Origin of the sequence: Pleurocapsa sp. FMAR1 (genome assembly GCF_963665995.1) — a bacterium.
GTDB lineage: Bacteria > Cyanobacteriota > Cyanobacteriia > Cyanobacteriales > Xenococcaceae > Waterburya.
The window spans coordinates 3,480,824-3,499,553 of record NZ_OY762512.1; the positions used below are offsets into that span (position 1 = coordinate 3,480,824).

Annotated in this window: 19 protein-coding genes; 12 read left to right on the forward strand and 7 right to left on the reverse strand. The window is 39.8% G+C overall.

The genetic code is table 11. The annotated features are described in order from the left end of the window. Nucleotides 1-268: 268 nt before the first annotated feature. A complete protein-coding gene (locus SLP02_RS16925) occupies nt 269-1,918 on the forward strand; it encodes an ABC1 kinase family protein (protein ID WP_319421920.1) in 1,650 nt (549 codons plus the stop codon). After that, nucleotides 1,918-2,982 (forward strand): histidinol-phosphate transaminase, encoded by a 1,065-nt coding sequence (hisC, locus tag SLP02_RS16930; RefSeq protein ID WP_319421921.1) that lies wholly within the window; start codon nt 1,918-1,920, stop codon nt 2,980-2,982. Before SLP02_RS16925 ends, hisC begins: the two co-directional genes overlap by 1 nt. 177 nt (nt 2,983-3,159) lie before the next feature. Here the strand turns inward: hisC and galE are convergent, their stop codons facing one another. Further along, nucleotides 3,160-4,152 (reverse strand): UDP-glucose 4-epimerase GalE, encoded by a 993-nt coding sequence (gene galE, locus SLP02_RS16935; protein ID WP_319421922.1) that lies wholly within the window; start codon nt 4,150-4,152, stop codon nt 3,160-3,162. 321 nt (nt 4,153-4,473) lie between these two features. Here galE and SLP02_RS16940 point away from each other — a divergent pair, with 321 nt between their 5' ends. The 3 genes from SLP02_RS16940 (at nt 4,474) to SLP02_RS16950 (ending at nt 6,365) form a co-directional block, all read left to right on the forward strand. Next, entirely contained in the window at nt 4,474-4,689 is a 216-nt protein-coding gene (locus SLP02_RS16940; protein ID WP_413467395.1) for a hypothetical protein, read from the forward strand. A gap of 11 nt (nt 4,690-4,700) precedes the next feature. Next, on the forward strand, nt 4,701-5,495 hold the full coding sequence (locus SLP02_RS16945; protein WP_319421924.1) for a class I SAM-dependent methyltransferase: 795 nt from the start codon (nt 4,701-4,703) through the stop codon (nt 5,493-5,495). Between the two features lie 123 nt (nt 5,496-5,618). Beyond that, complete coding sequence (locus SLP02_RS16950) at nt 5,619-6,365, forward strand: ATP synthase subunit I (RefSeq protein WP_319421925.1); 747 nt, start codon at nt 5,619-5,621, stop codon at nt 6,363-6,365. 15 nt (nt 6,366-6,380) lie between these two features. On the opposite strand, the gene SLP02_RS16955 is transcribed toward SLP02_RS16950, so the two are convergent. The 3 genes from SLP02_RS16955 to miaB form a co-directional block, all read right to left on the reverse strand. Next, nucleotides 6,381-7,712: a glycoside hydrolase family 15 protein gene (locus SLP02_RS16955; RefSeq protein ID WP_319421926.1), complete on the reverse strand. Its 1,332-nt coding sequence runs from the start codon at nt 7,710-7,712 to the stop codon at nt 6,381-6,383. A gap of 106 nt (nt 7,713-7,818) precedes the next feature. Then, nucleotides 7,819-7,998, reverse strand: a complete 180-nt coding sequence (locus SLP02_RS16960) for a hypothetical protein (protein WP_319421927.1) — start codon at nt 7,996-7,998, stop codon at nt 7,819-7,821. A gap of 126 nt (nt 7,999-8,124) precedes the next feature. Continuing rightward, complete coding sequence (miaB, locus tag SLP02_RS16965; RefSeq protein WP_319421928.1) at nt 8,125-9,465, reverse strand: tRNA (N6-isopentenyl adenosine(37)-C2)-methylthiotransferase MiaB; 1,341 nt, start codon at nt 9,463-9,465, stop codon at nt 8,125-8,127. Nucleotides 9,466-9,662: 197 nt separating this feature from the next. Here miaB and SLP02_RS16970 point away from each other — a divergent pair, with 197 nt between their 5' ends. The 5 genes from SLP02_RS16970 (at nt 9,663) to SLP02_RS16990 (ending at nt 13,912) form a co-directional block, all read left to right on the forward strand. Continuing rightward, on the forward strand, nt 9,663-10,055 hold the full coding sequence (locus SLP02_RS16970; protein WP_319421929.1) for a RidA family protein: 393 nt from the start codon (nt 9,663-9,665) through the stop codon (nt 10,053-10,055). 54 nt (nt 10,056-10,109) lie between these two features. Further along, a complete protein-coding gene (locus SLP02_RS16975; protein WP_319421930.1) occupies nt 10,110-11,969 on the forward strand; it encodes a chloride channel protein in 1,860 nt (619 codons plus the stop codon). A 233-nt stretch (nt 11,970-12,202) separates the two neighbouring features. Further along, a complete protein-coding gene (locus tag SLP02_RS16980; RefSeq protein ID WP_319421931.1) occupies nt 12,203-13,054 on the forward strand; it encodes a M48 family metallopeptidase in 852 nt (283 codons plus the stop codon). A 53-nt stretch (nt 13,055-13,107) separates the two neighbouring features. After that, on the forward strand, nt 13,108-13,659 hold the full coding sequence (locus SLP02_RS16985) for a DUF456 domain-containing protein (protein ID WP_319421932.1): 552 nt from the start codon (nt 13,108-13,110) through the stop codon (nt 13,657-13,659). Between the two features lie 73 nt (nt 13,660-13,732). After that, nucleotides 13,733-13,912, forward strand: a complete 180-nt coding sequence (locus SLP02_RS16990; protein WP_319421933.1) for a hypothetical protein — start codon at nt 13,733-13,735, stop codon at nt 13,910-13,912. On the opposite strand, the gene rdgB is transcribed toward SLP02_RS16990, so the two are convergent. The 3 genes from rdgB to SLP02_RS17005 all read right to left on the reverse strand — a co-directional run bounded on the left by rdgB (nt 13,902) and on the right by SLP02_RS17005 (nt 16,374). Next, on the reverse strand, nt 13,902-14,492 hold the full coding sequence (rdgB, locus tag SLP02_RS16995) for an RdgB/HAM1 family non-canonical purine NTP pyrophosphatase (protein ID WP_319421934.1): 591 nt from the start codon (nt 14,490-14,492) through the stop codon (nt 13,902-13,904). The genes SLP02_RS16990 and rdgB overlap by 11 nt on opposite strands. A gap of 17 nt (nt 14,493-14,509) precedes the next feature. Further along, on the reverse strand, nt 14,510-15,946 hold the full coding sequence (locus SLP02_RS17000; protein ID WP_319421935.1) for a phosphoglucomutase/phosphomannomutase family protein: 1,437 nt from the start codon (nt 15,944-15,946) through the stop codon (nt 14,510-14,512). 110 nt (nt 15,947-16,056) lie between these two features. Continuing rightward, nucleotides 16,057-16,374 carry a hypothetical protein gene (locus tag SLP02_RS17005; RefSeq protein ID WP_319421936.1) on the reverse strand — a complete coding sequence of 106 codons (318 nt, stop codon included), beginning with the start codon at nt 16,372-16,374 and terminating at the stop codon, nt 16,057-16,059. A 311-nt stretch (nt 16,375-16,685) separates the two neighbouring features. Between SLP02_RS17005 and SLP02_RS17010 the strand changes: the two genes are divergently transcribed. Together SLP02_RS17010 and SLP02_RS17015 are read left to right on the forward strand one after the other, a co-directional pair. Continuing rightward, nucleotides 16,686-17,513: a photosystem II manganese-stabilizing polypeptide gene (locus SLP02_RS17010; protein ID WP_319423699.1), complete on the forward strand. Its 828-nt coding sequence runs from the start codon at nt 16,686-16,688 to the stop codon at nt 17,511-17,513. 367 nt (nt 17,514-17,880) lie between these two features. After that, nucleotides 17,881-18,657 carry an RNA polymerase sigma factor SigF gene (locus tag SLP02_RS17015; protein ID WP_319421937.1) on the forward strand — a complete coding sequence of 259 codons (777 nt, stop codon included), beginning with the start codon at nt 17,881-17,883 and terminating at the stop codon, nt 18,655-18,657. The last annotated feature ends 73 nt before the right edge of the window (nt 18,658-18,730 follow it).

Below are 18,730 nucleotides of genomic sequence, written 5' to 3' on the forward strand. Positions count from 1 at the left end.
ATAAAGGATGTTGATTGAATGACGGTTTTGATTAATTCAACATCTTTGCTACACCACCAATCGATCTTGATGTCAGCTTATGATTGCTAGAGATTTAGGCTATATTGAGTTTAATCAGTATCATACTAAATCCTGTTCATAATATATAGATGAGTTATCTATTTCCCAAAGGCGCATAGTTGAGATAACGAATGGGCGAAGTCTCCTCAATCATGGTGTGATGACCGTCGCCGCATCTAGTCGCAAATTCACATTGAGCGTATAAAAAATGTTTGCTTTAACCAAAAACACCTCCCGTCAAAGAGAAATTGCTGAAGTAGTCTTGCGTAATGGTTGGGATTATGCCAGGGGTTTATTAACTGGTAATAAGTCAGATGAACCTCGTCTGCCTTCTCCAGAGGTTCTACGCAACATTCTGATTGAATTAGGACCGGTATATGTCAAGCTTGGTCAACTGCTTTCGACTCGCCCAGATCTTTTGCCTGGACGCTACGTAGACACTTTAACCGATCTTCAAACTAACGTCCCTCCTGTACCTTGGTCACAGGTAGAAGCTTTAATTAGAAGAGAATTATCTCAACCATTAGAAACTATATTTAATGATATTGACCACAATGCGATCGCAGCAGGTTCAATTGGTCAAGTGTATCGCGCCGTATTAGTCGATGGTCAGCAGGTAGCTCTCAAGGTACAGCGTCCTGGCATTGAGGCAGTAGTTGCTAGAGATATTTCTCTAATCAAAAGCCTGGCGGAATTGGCTTCGCTGACGGAATTTGGCAAGAACTTTGATATTGTCGGTTTAGCAGAAGAATTTAGCAATGCTATAACGGCTGAATTGGACTTCACCACCGAGGCTAAATATACGAATCAGCTACGGCAAAATCTGACTGACAGCAAATGGTTTGATTCGAGCCAGCTAGTTATTCCCCAGGTATATGAAGATTTGACCAGCACGAGGTTATTGACTATCGAATGGTTGGATGGCGTGCCAATTCTAGAAGCTCGTTTACCTCAAGTAAAAGATGGCAAAGACGAAGATAGCCAGCGCAGCGAAATAACCACTCTTTTGTTTCGAGCTTTTTTTAAACAGGTATATGTAGACGGATTTTTCCATGCCGATCCTCACCCAGGCAATATATTTTATCTTCAGGATGGTCGCTTGGCGATTCTTGACTGTGGCATGGTTGGTCGCTTAGATCCGCGAACTCAGCAGATTTTGACAGAAATGTTGTTGGCAATTGTCGATCTCGATGGTCGTCGCTGTAGTCAATTAACCTTAGAACTAGCCGAGGGTGGTCAGCAGGTAAATTTAAAGAATTTAACTAATGACTACGACAAGATGCTGCGCAAGTACTACAATCGCAGCATTTCCGAGATCAATTTTAGCGAGGTAATTTATGAGGTTTTACAGGTATCGCGTAACAACAAAATTCGTCTTCCTAGCAACATGGGGTTGTATGCCAAAAGTCTAGCTAACTTAGAGGGAGTAGCCAGAGGTTTTTATCCCCAAATAAACCTGCTCGATCAAATTAGACCTTTAGTAGCAGATGTGTTTCGTCGTCAGCTATTAGGACAAAGACCCGTTGAAACATTGTTGCGTATTGGCTTAGATTTTAAGAGTCTTTCATTGCGATCGCCACGAATGGTAGAGTTATTGTTGGATCGAATCACCTCAGAAACTCTGCAATGGAATATTAATCTTCGTCAGCTAGACACTTTATCTCTAAGCATTAAAGATTCGGCTAATCGTCTTTCCTTTAGTATTTTGGTTGGCTCTCTAATTATGGGCGCAGCCATTATCTCTACAGGCTCATCTACAACTCAAGTCTCTATTTTGAGTAATGTTCTGTTTGCAGTAGCTAGTTTTCTGGGACTATGGTTAATTGCGAGTATCATCCGTTCAGGAAGACTTAAATAATGAACTATTTTCGTCCTGCGATCGCCTCAATGCAAGGTTATACCCCTGGAGAACAGCCCAAACCAGGCACGCCAATCATCAAGCTGAATACTAATGAAAATCCCTATCCTCCTTCACCAAAAGCTATAGAAGTATTACGCAATCTAAATAGTGAATGGTTGCGTCGTTACCCCGATCCTTACTCTCAAGATTTTTGCCATGCAGTTAGCACCGCTTTAGAAGTACCCGAAGACTGGATTATTGTGACCAATGGCAGCGACGATCTTTTGAACATTCTGATCCGCGCCTGTGCTGAGGGGAAAGAACGCAAGGTAGTATATCCTATGCCTTCCTATGTACTTTATCGCACGTTGGCAGCAATCCAACCCGCAGATGTAGTAGAAGTGCCTTATGCCGAAGACTATAAATTACCAATTGAAGAACTAGCTGCTGCCGCTGGTGCGCTCACTCTCATTGCAACTCCTAATAGCCCCTCTGGTCATCTTGTCCCGTTAGCCGATCTACGCCAACTGGCTAGTAGACTAACAGGTATATTAGCCATAGATGAAGCCTATGTAGATTTTGCTGACTGTTCCGCCCTATCTTTGGTTCAAGAATTTGCTAACGTAATTATCCTACGCACCCTTTCTAAAGGTTATTCCCTAGCGGGTTTACGCCTTGGTTTTGGCATTGCCAACCCTCAGTTATTATCAGGCTTATTTAAAGTTAAAGATAGCTATAACGTTGATGCTGTTGCTATTTTAGTTGGTGCAGCAGCAATGGAAGATCAGGAATATAAAAATGCTTGTGTAGCCAAAGTAAAGCGATCGCGTTCCTTATTAGCCACAAATCTCAAACAAATTGGTTTTGAAGTAAGAGATTCTCAAGGCAACTTCTTATTAGTTACCCCCCCAGATAATCAAGCCGAAGCAATCTATCAATCTTTAAAGCAACAAGATATTCTAGTTCGTTATTTCAACTTGCCTGGATTAGATAACAAGCTGCGTATCACTGTTGGCACCGAGGCTCAAAATCAAAAGCTTTTACAAATACTTAAGCAATTGACGTTGAAAATCCACCACTAAACTTAAGTTCTTTTGAATTTACAAATTTTTTGGATTCACATTAGACGCAAACAGTAGTTAACTATTTTTAGCCTGGGGATCGAGCTTTAGCTTGCTAACAAATATAGTCGCTCAAGCAAACTAGCTTTTTTATTTATAACTTCCCATATTTTATTTCTGGGAAAGTTAGATAGACAATTATTGGTTTACACTATGGCGTTTTTGATGCCATTGCCAAGCATGGGTAATGAGATCTTCCAAATTAGAATACTCTGGCTGCCAACCTAATATCTTCTGGGCTTTTGCACCACTACCGACTAGAGCAGGGGGATCTCCTGCACGGCGATCGCATCCTACTGCTTTTATTTCTTTTCCTGTTATTTTACGAGCAGCATCGATTACTTCTTTGACCGAAAAACCACTACCGTTGCCTAAGTTAAACACATCTGTTTTGCCATTGTTTAAAAGATATTTTAAAGCCAATATATGAGCCTGAGCAATATCTAAAACATGAATATAGTCTCTGACACAGCTTCCGTCTGGGGTGTCATAATCTGTGCCAAAAATTGAAATCGATTCTCTTTGACCCAAGGCAGTCTGCAAAACTAAAGGAATGAGGTGGGTTTCAGGGTTATGATCTTCTCCTAAATTACCGTCAGGATCTGCTCCTGCGGCGTTAAAATAGCGCAGACATACCGAACGAAAATCGTAGGCATGACTAAAATCTTGTAAAATCCTTTCTACCATGAGCTTAGTAGCTCCATAGGGATTAATTGGATTTTGAGGCTGCTCTTCCTTGATGGGTACAGATTCAGGTACACCGTAGGTAGCACAGGTAGAAGAAAAGACAAAATTATTGATGTTTGCCTCTAGCATCGCTTCTAAAAGCGTAAAAGTGCCGACAAGGTTATTATGATAATATTTTGCTGGATTTGTAACCGATTCCCCTACATAAGCATATGCTGCAAAGTGCATTACTGCATCAATTTGGTAATCTGAAAATATTTGCTGTAATAAAGCGCGATCGCAAGTATCACCCACAATTAGTTTTGTTCCTAATGCAGTCTCTACTAAATCTTGGTGACCGTACACCAGGTTATCGAGTATGATTACTTCGTAACCTGCTTTTTGCAATGTCAGGACAGAATGAGAGCCAATGTATCCTGCTCCTCCTGTTACAAGGATAGTCATAGAAAAAATTCAGCCGATTTACTTTAAAGTTAAATATAGAATAGCAATAAATTGACACTTAAAAGTAGGCTGGGCAAATTCCAGAAACTGGCTAGCAATATTCAATTAAATAATTATTGCCCACTTTTAAAGCGATCGCTAAGAATTACAGTTGGAATAATTTATAGAGATACTTATTTTGGAAATTCTTAGACATCATAGTTTTTCTACCAGAAATATTGCAAAATATTTTAAGTTTGTAAAAAGTTATACAAAATAGCTGCTCTACGTGATATTTTTGACTACAAGTGATAGGAATTGTAAGTAAAACAGGAGTTCAGCATTTTGGATATTCAACCTCAAAACGTAGAACAGGATGTATTTCGTGAAGATATTGGAGAATATGTAGCACAGCTACAGCTACATATGGCACTTCAAGCTCGCAACCTAATTCCTAACCTAACAGATAGAGTTGGTAGCATAAATAACAGCAGACAGCAAATGTTGCAAGAAACCCAGGCAATTATTGAAAAGTTCGCATCTCGCCAATCTTTTTAATTTAATTAATAATGACAGAATCAAAATATATATTTACCGATACTCAATTTGATTCTGAATTAAGACGACTACAGATACTAGAACAAGTCTGGGATCCCGCTAGCCGTCGCCGAATTTTAGCTACAGGCATAGCTACAGGCTGGCAATGCCTGGAAGTTGGCGCAGGTGCAGGCTCGATCATGAAGTGGATGTCAAAAATAGTTGGCGAATCGGGTAAGGTTGTCGCGGTAGATGTGGATACTCGCTTTGTAGAAGATACATCATTACGGAATGTGGAAATGATCAAAGGAGATATCAACAGAATTTCTTTAGACAGCAATTCCTTTAATTTGATTCATATTCGTAATGTTTTAATTCACATAGTAGATTGCCAGACTACTTTAGCTAAAATGATTGATTTACTAAAGCCTAACGGCTGGTTAGTAATCGAAGAACCTGATTTTTCTGCTGCTAAGTTTATTTCTGGAACTACAGAAGAACAGCAATCAGTAGACAAAGTCAACCGAGCTATTTGGCAAATGTTTAGGGATCAAGGAAAAGATTATGCTTTGGGAATTAAGCTGCCCGCGATTTTACAACGACTAGGCTTGAAACAATTACAGATAGAGAATGATGTCCCCATATCACCAGGAGATTCAGACATTGCCAAAGTCATGAGGCTATCTGCCCTTCAGCTTTCAGCTAGATATATCGCTACAGGAATAGCAAGTAAAGACGATATTCAAAACTATTGTCAGTTTGCCCAAAAGCCTACTTCCTGGGGAATTTATTTGGCAACAGTAGGAGTTAGTGGTCAAAATAACTAAAGCAAAACAATCTTTGGCTGGCAAAGCTTGCAGCTTATAGCTTCAAGAGACTGCTTGGAAAAAAAGCCACCAACAATTGAAAATTGATAGTATATTGTATCGAGATAGGATTGGTAAATCTCTGTGTCCAAAGCAAAGTCTAGCTGGCAAGAAATCTTTAATATATTTGTTTTGCTAGTTAAGGATAAAAGGCTACGCAAAGTTAACGGCTGGGCATTTTGCCTTTTAGTATTTGCTCTTTTATGGCTGCTTAACTGGAAATTGTTTCTTGCTACCTCAGTCGGCATAGGCTTGATGTCTGGCTGTTATCTGCTACAAAATCCTCATTGGCAACGTTACTGTCAGAAGTGGCAAAGATTTTTAGTTGGTTCTAATCGTCAATTAATTTTGTCTGTAAGTGGCGGTGCAACAGGAGCATTTTGCACTTACTTGGCTGCTTCTATCTGGGCAGATGCAGATAATCAATGGTTAGCAACAGGGGCAATTGTGCAAGGATTTGCTAGCTTGATGACTCTAGCTTTATTAGTCTGGTCTTTGTGGGGTAAAAAAGCCCATAGCTTAGAGACTAAATTAGAAAGATTGCTGGCAGATTTGAGCCATAGCAGCCATCTCAAGCGTTTAGTAGCGATTCGGCAATTAACTCGCTTGGTCAAAACTAATCGCCTGGACTCAGAATATTATTGGCAGGCGATCGAATATTATCGCTTAATGTTATCTGAGCCTCAGATACCAATGGTTAAAAATGCTCTTTTAGAAAGCTTGAATATTTTAGGCGGAGAAAAAGTATTAAAACATCGTCCGACCGTTAAGATACCTTTGAAATTGCAGAAAGTAAAAAAGATTTCTAATCCTGAGAGACATCTAATCTAGCTACATAATTTTATACTACTTAAATAGCGATCGCTCTCTTAAACTCAAACTTTGTTCCATTATTTTTAATGCTGTATACAGATTAGCTTGCGTCCATAAAAGTGGTGTAGCATCATTGGGAATATATTTATCCTGGTTGAGAAAATACAGTTCAGGACATTTAAATCCGCCAACCTGACTGTCTGTTGCTGTTAATTGTCCTAAGGAACGATTTAGATAAAAAGTTTGTTTTTCCAAATACTTTGTTTGCTGAGTTTTCTGAAATCTAACTCCATATATAGCTGAAATAATCGGCTCAAAGATACACCATTGAGCCTCTTCTCCCTGTTTTAATCCTCGTCCTTTTTCCTCCAGCCATTGTTCTCGATCTGTGGAGATACTGGTACGGATATTTTCGGGAAGATCGCTATAGTTGCGACACCAAAAAGAATCATCGAGATAGCGAGAAATACCATACTTACCCTGTAGGTTTTTGATTACGTCAGCGATAATATCATTGCTGATGGCATCATCTAAAATGTCTAAGGGATAAATCAAGAACAGTAACGCAGCATCGTAACGCCTTTGCTTTTCAGGCTGAATAGACTCAGAAGGCAAAATTGTTGCTAGTACATCAATGCCTTTTTGAATTAAATTATCTAAAAATTCAAGTGTAATTGTTCGATCTTGATACTGACAGTCAGCGCATACTAATAAGTTTTCTCTAAATAACTTTCTTAAACTTTTAAGACTGGCAACTACAACCCCAATACTAGAAGCCGCAATCTTACGATCTTCTTCCCAATGACCACTATCTTCGTCTTGCCAATAGGCGATCGCCTTAAAGTATAAAGGAAACAGCGTCAAAATTGCTAGTTCTGCTAAACTTGGCTGCAAAGCTTTGTCAGCAATTAATCGACAGTAAAACCATAAAAAATAACCCAAAGCATCATTTTGAGCGTGTTGCCAATCTTGGTTTATTTCCGCCAAATCTGCGCCATTAAAGCGAATGTGAGGGCGCTGCATGACATTATCTGGATTTATCTCACCATCAATAATCCTGGTAAAACGCTGTTGATGCTGGCTAAAATATTGCATCAAACAGCGAAGGCATTTGAGAGCAACATCAGTTTTCCCTGCAAGATAATGAGAGTGAGCAACATAAATATTGTCTCGCACCCATACCGCAGCATATCCAGTGTATTGTGTAGAGTCTGAGACTTGCGCAGCAGGGAATAAACCATTATCTAAGCTAGAAAATGTCAAAGTCCCTCGATCTTGCAATAGCAAAATCAAATTCTGTAGATCTGATAATTTGTAGTCTGTTTTGACTAATCGAGCAACTTCATTGTTATGGATATAAGGCATAAAATTGCTCCAGAGGCGATCGCATTTTTAATTAAAATTAAATTAGCAGTATATTTTTACTAAAGGCGATCGCACCCATACGCCTTTAGCAGCAAGCGCAGTTAAACTAACCGTCTTCTCCACCTTCTCCACCTTCATCAGGTGAAGCTGGTTGTTCTGTTGGTGCATCACCACCTTCTCCGCCTTCCTCTTGATCACCAGTTTCACAGGCTACTAAAGAGGACATTAAACCTAGTGAAAGAAATAAAGCAATTGTTTTCGAGGCATTTTTATGAGTATTGTTCATAATCTCCAAAAAGTCCAAAATTTATTTTAAACAAAGTCTAACAGTTTATTAGTATGAATTGAATCGCTTTCTCTCTGCCTTGCCCTATCTTCTTTGTTGTCAGTACAAACAACAGTTACAAGATACTTAAATCGCTTCTCCAGTCAGACTAAAAGAGCGAATTTCAGTAATTTTTACTTTTACGGTTTTGCCTTTTAATTGTTCAATATTGCCAGGGAAAAATGTCAGGCGATTACCTCTGGTTCGACCCATAACCTGATCGGGATCTTTAGTATTTTGAGCTTCGACTAAGATCTCTTCAACTCGTCCCAAATAACGGTGAGAACGAGCTTCAGCACAGACAGAAACTAGACGATTTAAACGCTGAAGGCGATCGCTTTTTACCTCTTCGCTTAACTGATTAGACCACAAAGCAGCAGGAGTACCAGGACGAGGAGAATAGGCAGCAGTGTTAATTAGATCGAATTCAATATCTTCTACTAGCTTGAGAGTATGCTCAAACTGTGCTTCTGTTTCCCCAGGAAAACCCACAATAGCATCGGCGGTAATCGAAGCATCGGGCATATATTCGCGAATAGTTTTAATGATGCGACGATATTTCTCGTGGGTATAACCCCGCTTCATTGCCTTGAGAATATCATTGTCTCCTGACTGAAAAGGAATATGAAAGTGTTCGCAGACATTAGGCAATTCTTTACAAGCCTCGATTAATCTTTCGGTGAAGTAACGAGGATGGCTAGTGGCAAATCTCAGGCGATCGACCCCAGGAAGATCGTGAACATAGTAAAGTAAATCTGTCAGAGTATGCTTATGTCTACCTTCGGGAGTGCTGCCTGGTAAATCTCTGCCGTAAGCATCAATATTTTGTCCTAATAAAGTAATCTCTTTATATCCTTGTAGGCTCAATTGCTCCATTTCGGCTCTAATAGCTTCAGGGGTGCGAGATTGCTCTGTACCCCTTACGTTAGGCACAACGCAGTAGCTACACCGTTCGTTACAGCCATAAATTATATTTACCCAAGCAGTAACATCACTATCGCGACGGGGTTTAGTAATATCTTCGACAATCTGAATCGGCTCGGTGGCAACTACCTGACTACCATCAAAAACCTGTTGCAGCAAATCTTCTAAGCGATTGGCGTGCTGAGGTCCCATGACTAAATCTAATTCTGGAACACGGCGCAGAAGCTTTTCCCCTTCCTGTTGTGCCACACATCCTGCCACAACTAAAGTCAATTCTGGTTGTTTATGCTTGCGTTTTGCCTGTTTGCCTAAGTAAGAATAAACCTTTTGTTCAGCATTGTCTCTAATAGTACAGGTATTGTAGAGAACCAAGTCTGCCAGATTAGGATCTTCTGAAGCTTCAAAACCCATATTTTCCAATACGCCAGCCATGCGCTCAGAATCAGCTTTATTCATCTGGCAACCGAAGGTGACGATGTTATATTTTTTGCTGGCGTTATTCATAGATTAACAGTAACAAGAAAACGGAATAGGACTACTATACTAGTTTTAAACTGTCAGCAACAAGCTATTTCTTTCTTTTCATAACTAGTAACTTAGATTACTAGGATAAATTTATAGCTAAACATGGTTCATCTTGGTGCTAAACGCAGTAAAGTTTAGCTAATAACAAATCTTTAAATAACTCGAATTTTATAAATGTGGAACGTAAAAACATCAGCACAGGCTCCCATTGGGAAAAGATAGTCGGTTATTCAAGAGCGGTTAAAATTGGCAATCATGTTCATATCTCTGGGACTACCGCAATCAACGACCAGGGCAGAATAGTCGGTTTAGGCGATCCTTATACCCAAACTAAACAAACGAGCAAAAATATTGAGTCTGCTTTATTAATGGCTGGAGGTACTTTAGAAAACGTAGTACGGACAAGAATTTATGCAGTTAATAGCGCTCACTGGAAAAGTATTGGTCAAGCACATTGCGAATATTTTGCCAAGATTCGTCCTGTTACCAGTATGGTTGAGGTACGCCGTTTGATTGCACCAGAAATACTAATTGAAATAGAAGCTGATGCGGTTATTGATGATGATTAATCATTTCTTTCGCGGTGGGGGTTTCCCTCAATAAGCAACTGCTGACCCCTTCTTATGACTAATCCTAATAACCAATCTCAGATACTTTTACCGCCTAAGCCAACGCCTTTTTCAATTACAGAGTATTTGACGAGGCTACTTAACCGCTTGCAACCTTCTCCCGAAACTTTGGTTTTAATGGTGGCTTTAATCATCGGGGGCAGTTCGGGACTGGCGATGATTTTGTTTCATCATCTGATTGACCTGTTCCAAGCTTTAAGTTTTGAAAAACTATTGGGCAAAATCTCAGTCTGGGGTGGTTGGACTTTAATTTTAATTCCTACTCTGGGAGGATTAATTGTCGGCATAATTAAATGGTTGTTTCCCCAGGTGCTAGGTCAAGATTTTTATACCTTAATTAGCAGTACCAGAGAACAAAAAATCTCTCCTTGGCGACCCGCGATTAAAATGTTAGCAGCCTCAGTTTCTCTGGGAACGGGAGCATCTTTAGGACCAGAAAGCCCTAGCGTCGAGATTGGTTCTAATATCGGTATTTTACTGGGTCAACTGTTTCAAGTATCTAAGGATCGCTATCGACTATTGTTAGGTGCGGGGGCAGCAGCGGGTTTGGCAGCAGGCTTGAATGCCCCCATAGCTGGCGTTTTTTTCGCCTTAGAGGTGGTACTGGGAACTGCATTTACTACTCCAGCAGCTAGTTTAATACTATTGTCGGCATTTTTAAGTGCAGCGATCGCTCGTGCTTTTCTAGGCGTACATCCTGCTTTTGAACTACCAGGCTACGAGGTTCTTAGCTATTGGGAATGGCTATTCTATCTAGGGTTGGGTATACTTGCCAGTTTGATATCTTTTGTCTACACTCAGGGGATTAAATTAGCTCAAGCTAGCTTTCGCGGGGAAGTTACTGGCTTCGGTTGGTTAGGGCAACTTCCCATCTGGATTAAACCAGCTTTGGGAGGAGCGATTTTAGGTGTTGTTGCCCTACAGTTGCCCCAAATCTTAGGGGTAGATTTCGCCACTATCGAACAAATTTTGGCAGGAGGACAATTTAGCGTTTCTCTTTTGTGTTGGCTGTTGGCAGTTAAGCTAATTGTTACTGCTATTAGTTTGGGTAGCGGTTTTGTCGGCGGCGTATTTGCTCCAGCGATGTTTTTAGGTGCTTGTTTGGGGGCTGCTTACGGTAATTTTTTAACACTGGTTATTGGCTCAAACGTAGCCATTGCCCCACCTCCTGCCTACGCAATTGTGGGCATGGCAGCAGTCTTGGCTGGTAGCGTTAAAGCTCCTCTAACGGCGATCGCTTTATTATTTGAGCTATCCCAAAACTATCTAATTATCTTACCTTCAATGGCTGCTGTTGGTGTCTGTGTCTGGGTCATCGGCTTAATTCAATCAAAACAAGATATCCAGGGTTTAAATCTCCAGCAAATGGGAATGAATTTAGCCAGACAAAATGATAGTGAGATTTTACAACAAGTCTCTGTAGCCGAGATGATGCTAACCTCCTATCTAGCATTACCAGATTCCCTATCTTTGCTCGAAGCTGGTTGTGAAATATTAACCTATAAGTGTCATACGGCTTTGGTATTAGATGAAGCTCAACAATTAGTAGGAGTTGTTAGCACCACCGATATCAAAAGAAATATTGAGTTACAACGATCGTCAGAATCGTTAGCAATCGAGCAAAAACTAGGAGACATTTGCACAAAAGAAATACTTTACGCCTACCCCGATGAGCTTTTAATTACAGCTTGGGAAAGAATGGGAGTTAGAGGTCTGTATCTGTTGCCAGTAGTAGATAGAAATAACCCGCGTCAAATTCTGGGGATAATTAACAAAGAGCAAATTAATCTGGCTGAAGACCTAATTTCTACCCAGGCAGTACTTGAGCCTTACTTGTCACCAGAGAATTTTTAATGTTGTTTAATTTTTTAACTTTTGTTTTCGACCTTGCCGAACAATGGCATCGGGATGCGTTGGAACTTAAAAACCGCTTCAATAAAGATTTTTGGCTGAACGACCTCGATTATTGTGCCTTAGCATTCTTAAGAATTGTAGCTCTTTAAATTAAGGAAGCATAAGACAATCCAGAATTAAATACAGTCGTGATAACATTCTTCTCAATCATTAGATTGGAGTAAAAACAGAGAGTGAGTAGATTACTAATACGTTTAGCTATTGGCGCAATCTTCGCTGTCTTTGGGATGTTTAACTATTTTACCAATGTTAGTGAAAACCCGATCACGGGAGAAAAACAAAGAGTTCAGCTTTCACCACAGCAAGAAGTAGTCATCGGTCGTCAGTCTGCCCAGCAAATGGCTGCCCAGTACGGCAATTTGTATCCCGATCGAGTTTTACAAGACTATGTAGATCGGGTAGGAAATCGGGTAGTAGAAGATTCAACAGCCAAAAATTCAGTCTATCCTTTTGAGTTTCATTTACTAAGCGATCGCCGAACAATTAACGCCTTTGCACTCCCAGGAGGACAGGTATTTCTGACCGCAGCTTTATTAAGTAAACTAGATTCTGAGGCACAGCTTGCAGGAGTTTTAGGTCATGAAGTAGGTCATGTAATTGGTAGACATGGTGCAGAACATTTAGCCAAACAACAGTTAGGTAGTGCCTTGGTCAATGCCGTGGGCATTGCTGCCAGCGATCGCCCTGGAGATGGTAGACAGGCAGCTATTTTGGCACAAGCGGTTAATCAAATGGTCAATCTTAAGTATGGCAGAGAAGATGAGCTTGAAAGCGATCGCCTAGGATTGGAATTTATGACCGAGGCTGGCTACAGTCCTATCGGTATGCTGGAGTTAATGAAAATCCTTAATTCTGCCAGAGGTGATGTAGGAGGACAACCAGAGTTCATGAGTACTCACCCGAATCCTGGTAATCGTATTGCACAGCTACAAACCATTATCAACCAAGAATATCCTAATGGTATTCCAGGTGGTTTGGAAGAAGATAAAGATCGCTTTGCTCAAGTAGTAGCACCTCGAATTTAGAGCTTAATATTTTCTATATTTTTTACTAATAACTAATAACTAATAACTAACTTATGGATATAACTACTATTTATTGGATTGTCTTAGCAGTAATGGCAATAGGAGTGATTGGGGCAATTATTCCTGGGCTTCCTGGCAGCAGCATTATTTTAGTTGCTATTTTGGTTTGGAGTATCGTCACTAATTTTGCGGGTATTGGCTTACCTATGATTTTAATCTTTACTGTCCTGATTCTTAGTGCAGTAGTCGAATATTTAGCACTGTATTTTGGAGCAAAACAGTCTGGGGCTAGCAAATGGAGTCAGTATGGTGCAATTATCGGTATGGTTATGGGTTTTGTAGGCTTATTACCCGCCTTACCCCTTGGAGGTCCTTTAATTGGTGTTTTAGTCGGTGCAGTATTAGGGGCGTTTATTGGCGAGTATCTCTATCGCAGCAACCTTGAATCAAATCAGCGCATCAAGCAGGCTTTTAAAGCTAGTACAGGAATTGTTGTCGCTTCAATTATTGGTAATGTGATTGAAGCTTTATTGGCAGCATTGGCAGTAGCGATTTTTGTTTACTCTACTTGGTCTTACGTTTTTCCAGCAGTTAATCAATACTAAATTAAATGGTGTTTACTACAAATATTTCGTAAGGGCTAACGACCGTTTGCCCCTACAAATAATTATTTAACTTATGGAAAACAATCTGGCAATAGTCTTTTCTGTTTTGTTTTGGCTAACTCCAGTTGCCTTAACAATTCATCTGGCACTAAAAAAAACTGAGTCTGATGCTTATAAAAAAAGACTTGGTTATATCTATGGAGGACTGTGGGCGATCGCTTTTCTTAGTTACGGCTGGCTGTTTATTCAATAACCAAGCTTTGAGACAATTCTTGTAACTCTGGCATCAACTGAGCAAAAGCTACTCCACGATGACTAACTTGTCCTTTAGTTGCAGCAGGCATTTCAGCAAAAGTTTGCTGTCTTGTGGGTACATAAAAAATAGGATCGTAGCCAAAGCCACCTTTACCGCGAGGGGAATGTAATATTTCCCCTGGACAGATACCTTCTGTTTCTAAAACTATCTTGCCATCAGGACTGGCGATCGCAATTGCACAGATAAACTTTGCCTGTCTATTCTTTGTAGCCCCTAATTCCCTTAGCAAACGATTAATTCTGTCTGCGTCTGTCTTGCCATAGCGCGATGAATAAATTCCTGGCGCACCATCAAGAGCGTCTACCGCCAATCCAGAATCATCGGCGATCGCCCATTCGCCCAAAGCTTTTGCCACCTCTGAGGCTTTGAGGTGAGCATTAGCAATAAATGTAGTACCTGTTTCTTCTACATCTATTGACTCAGGTTTTAACTGCAATTCCCAAGGCAAGCCAGTTAAATATTCCTGCATCTCCTGCACTTTACCAGGATTTCCCGTAGCGACTATTAGCTTCTTCATTGCTTATGGTTTATTGATTAAGAGTTTGCCCAATCTCTTGCCCATTCTAAAACTTGACGCACTTCAGGCATAGTAGGAGCTTGACAATAAAGGCGTAGCACTGGCTCTGTACCACTAAAGCGGATTAGCAACCAAGTCATGTCGCTCATTCTAAATTTATAGCCATCTACATCCAGGCAATCTATTACAGGCATTCCTGCAACTTTTTGAGGCGTTTCGTTTTGCAAACGCTCTAGCAGTTTAGCTCGTACCTCCATACTTGCCAGAGGTAAATCAATGCGGTCATACACAGCCGTAAAGTTGGTTTTTTGCTGTAGTCGAGCGTAAATAGTACCTAAATCTTCTCCCGACTCTACTACGGCTTCTAAAACATAGAGAGCCGACAATAAAGCATCTCGCTCTGGTATGTGCGTACCATAGCCAATGCCTCCAGACTCTTCTCCACCGATCATCACTTCAGCGTGCATCATTCTGTCGCCGATATATTTATAGCCGATGGGGGTTTCGTATACAGAGCGTCCATAGGATGCAGCTAGACGGGGAATTAAGTCTGAACCGCTAACGGTTTTGACAATCTCCCCTGTAAAGCCTTTGCGTTCGGCTAGATGTTCGATCAAAATGGGGATTAACACTTGTGAACTAAGAAAGTTACCTTCCCCATCGGCACCAGCAATGCGATCGCTATCTCCGTCAAATACCAAGCCAACCCTGAGACTATCAGGGTATTGTTTTGCTCCTTCTTTGATGGCGCGAAAAAAATCAGGCAGATATTTTGGTAAAGGTTCGGGTGCGCCACCACCAAATAAAGGATCGCGATCGCTATTTATTTCTTCTACAGGGCAACCTAATAAACGTTCTAATCCTGTTGCTGCTGCACCGTGCATTACGTCTACATATACTTTTAATTTTCCCGAAGCGATCGCCTCTTTTATCTTAGGGATATCTACTTTCTGCTGTAATCCCTGACAATAGCTAGCCCAAGGATCGAACATTTCTAGTTTTCCTGGATCCGCTTGAGGGACAGGTCGATCCAGCCTAGCTTCTATTTGCTCGGTAATTTCTGGCGGCACAGAACCACCAAAAGCACTTTTAACTTTCAATCCCAAGTAGGCAGCAGGGTTATGGGATGCGGTCATTACAATTGCACCCAGAGCATTATGTGCTTTTGCTGCCCAACTAAAGGCAGGAGTAGGGGCAAAACATTCAGATAACAGTACGTCAAATCCCGCTGCTTGGATTGATTCTGCGGTTAATTTTGCAAAATCTTCCGCCATAAAGCGGCGATCGTATCCAACAATAACCGTTTTATTATTTGCCGTATCACCATAATTATCTGCCAAAACTTGAGCTGCGATCGGTGCTAAGGTAGCTACTCGCTCAAAGGTAAAGTCAGCAGCAATTACCCCACGCCAGCCGTCTGTCCCAAATTTAATTGGATTAATCTTATAAACCATAAAATTTAAAATTTAGTGACCAAAAATAACACTTTTAAGATTAACTGTTTCTCTATAGTTTGGAAACCTGAAAAGGAACAAAACTAAGTTCAATCTTATCTCGTACCTACTTAGACTTCTTTTGATGAGTTGTCCTGGTTTTGCTCTATATTCTGCAATAAATCTTTTAATCTCATTCTTTCGATATAAGGCCAGCCACCCTTTTCTTCAATATCCTTGACAAACTGATACAGATCGTTGCGAGTCTGAGGCAGAGCTTTTTCAAAAAAACTTACTCTGATTTGACGATGAATTTGTTCTAAATCTCGTAACAAAGACAATAAAAACAGACTATCATTTTGATTTTCTGCTGCTAAGGCACAAATATCTTTGGCTGCGTCTTGCAATATATTATCCGAACTCATATCAATATTTTGCTCTTGAGTCATCTGTCAAACACAGTAAAAATAAACCTTGTCTACTTTATAAACAATTCACTTCGATATTAAACCGATTTTACTGCCCTTGTCTGCAAAATAAATTTAGTATTGTGAATTGTGAGATTTTTGGGCGATCGGATTATTTGGTAGTCCTTATTTGGTAGAGTAGAAAGCATCTATAAAAATGGCTAAATTATTAACAACAGCCTATTTGCGACATCTTTCGCGCTCGATGTCATCGCCAGATCTGCTTTTAAAAGCAGATCTGGCGATGACTGCCTTCCGCAGTTAAATCTAAAATTGACAAAATGAAGTTGACTATGAGATACCGTACAATTATTGCTAGCCTCCTGGCACTATGCTTGGGAGTGCTAACAGCCTGTAGTAATTCTAGTAAAGTAAGCAGAAACGAATTAACTTACGACGATATTGTTAACACTGGAATAGCTAACACCTGTTTAGAGTTGCCCAATAGCAGTCGTGGGTCTATCGCTATTGAATCAGGTAAAAACTATACTATTCGCGATTTGTGCCTAGAACCTAGAGAATATTTCGTTAGAGAAGAACCCGTTAATAAACGTCAAAAAGCTGAATATATCCAAGGCAAATTATTAACTAGATATACTTCTAGTCTCGATCAAATTCAAGGCAAAATTGACCCCAACTCTGATGGAACTTTAACTTTCACCGAGATCGATGGTCTTGATTTCCAACCAGCTACGGTTTTGCTACCTGGCGGGAAAGAAGTTCCTTTCTTGTTTACTATGAAGCAATTTGTTGGCACTACTCTAGGTAGTGCTAATTCTATCAATACTTCAACCGACTTTGAGGGCGAATTTAATGTGCCTTCCTATCGTGGTCAAGTTTTCTTAGATCCAAAAGGACGTAGCCTTGCTAGTGGTTATGATAATGCCGTTGCTTTACCTGGGTTAGCAGATGACTCTAGATTTTCTAACGCCAACGTCAAAGAGTTTGTTTCTCGTAAGGGCAAAATGTCTCTTAACGTCACCAAAATAGACGGTGAGACTGGAGAGATTGCTGGCGTATTTGAAAGCGAGCAACCTTCTGCTACTGATTTAGGTGCAGAAGAACCAGAAGAAGTTAAAGTTCGTGGTATTTTCTATGGCAGAATTGAATCTAATGTTTGAGCTTTTAAATAACATTAATTTAGCTATTTAATTTACTAGTTATTTTCAAATAAGCTAATACTATACAGGGGCGAAAGCCCCATTTTTTTGCTCAAAAACATATCTTTAGTTAATAGCTTTAAATGAGATTATTTGCTAGTTTTATTGGTGGAAACACCTAATAAACAAGTATTTACATAGAATAAAAGCTCAAATATTAAGTGTAAATCGGGTCTTTATTTAAAATTGATAAAACAATAATAGTGTAAATGCTGTTGTCCTGGATAGAGAATAAATAATAAGCTGAAATTGTTCGAGTACAGATTTTATTCAATCGAGTAAATATTAACTTTTAAATTAAATATTCTCTCTATCTAGGAATAAGTTAATGACGGCTTGTATTAGCAAAGATATTAAAATAGACAGTCTTTTTCTATTTCAGGAATACCAACAAAAACCAAACACAAATATCCGTAATCAGATTATGGAGCTAAACTTTGGTTTAGTAAAAAAAGAAGCTTATCATTGGATGAATCAATGCAATGAGAGTTACGAGGATTTATTACAGGTTGGTTCTATTGGCTTGATTAGATCGATTGAACGTTTTAGTGTTGAAAAAGGCAATGCTTTTAGTTCTTTTGCAATTCCTTATATTAGAGGTGAAATTCAACACTATCTTCGAGACAAAAGTAGTACTCTAAGGATTCCTAGACGCTGGTTAGAATTAAGGCAACAATCGGTAGCCTTTGTACATAATTTTCGAGAAGAATATCATCGTCAGCCAACCAATTTAGAAATTGCCAACTATCTGAGCGTGTCAGTTAAGGAGTGGCAAGATATTAAGCTGGCATATCAAAATCGTAAACCTTTAAGTCTAGATATTTCTGTTAATAATGACGTAGAAAACCAAACTAGTCTTGGTGATATGGTTGCCGATCCAAAAAATCGTAGTTTTCAGTTGGCTCATGAAGATAGAATACGTTTACAGCAGGCTTTATCAGAATTAGAAGAACGAACTAGAGATGTTTTAGAGTTCGTTTTTCTGCATGACTTAACTCAAAAAGAGACAGCGAAAATGCTAGGAATTAGCGTCGTAACTGTTTCTCGTCAAATGAAAAAAGGTTTAAATTTACTAAAAAAATCAATGACTCAAGAAAACCCATAGTTTCTAATCTCTGGCTAATCTGAAAATCAACTGTTATCTTGGAGCTTGAACTATTTGGCTGCACATTAAATAA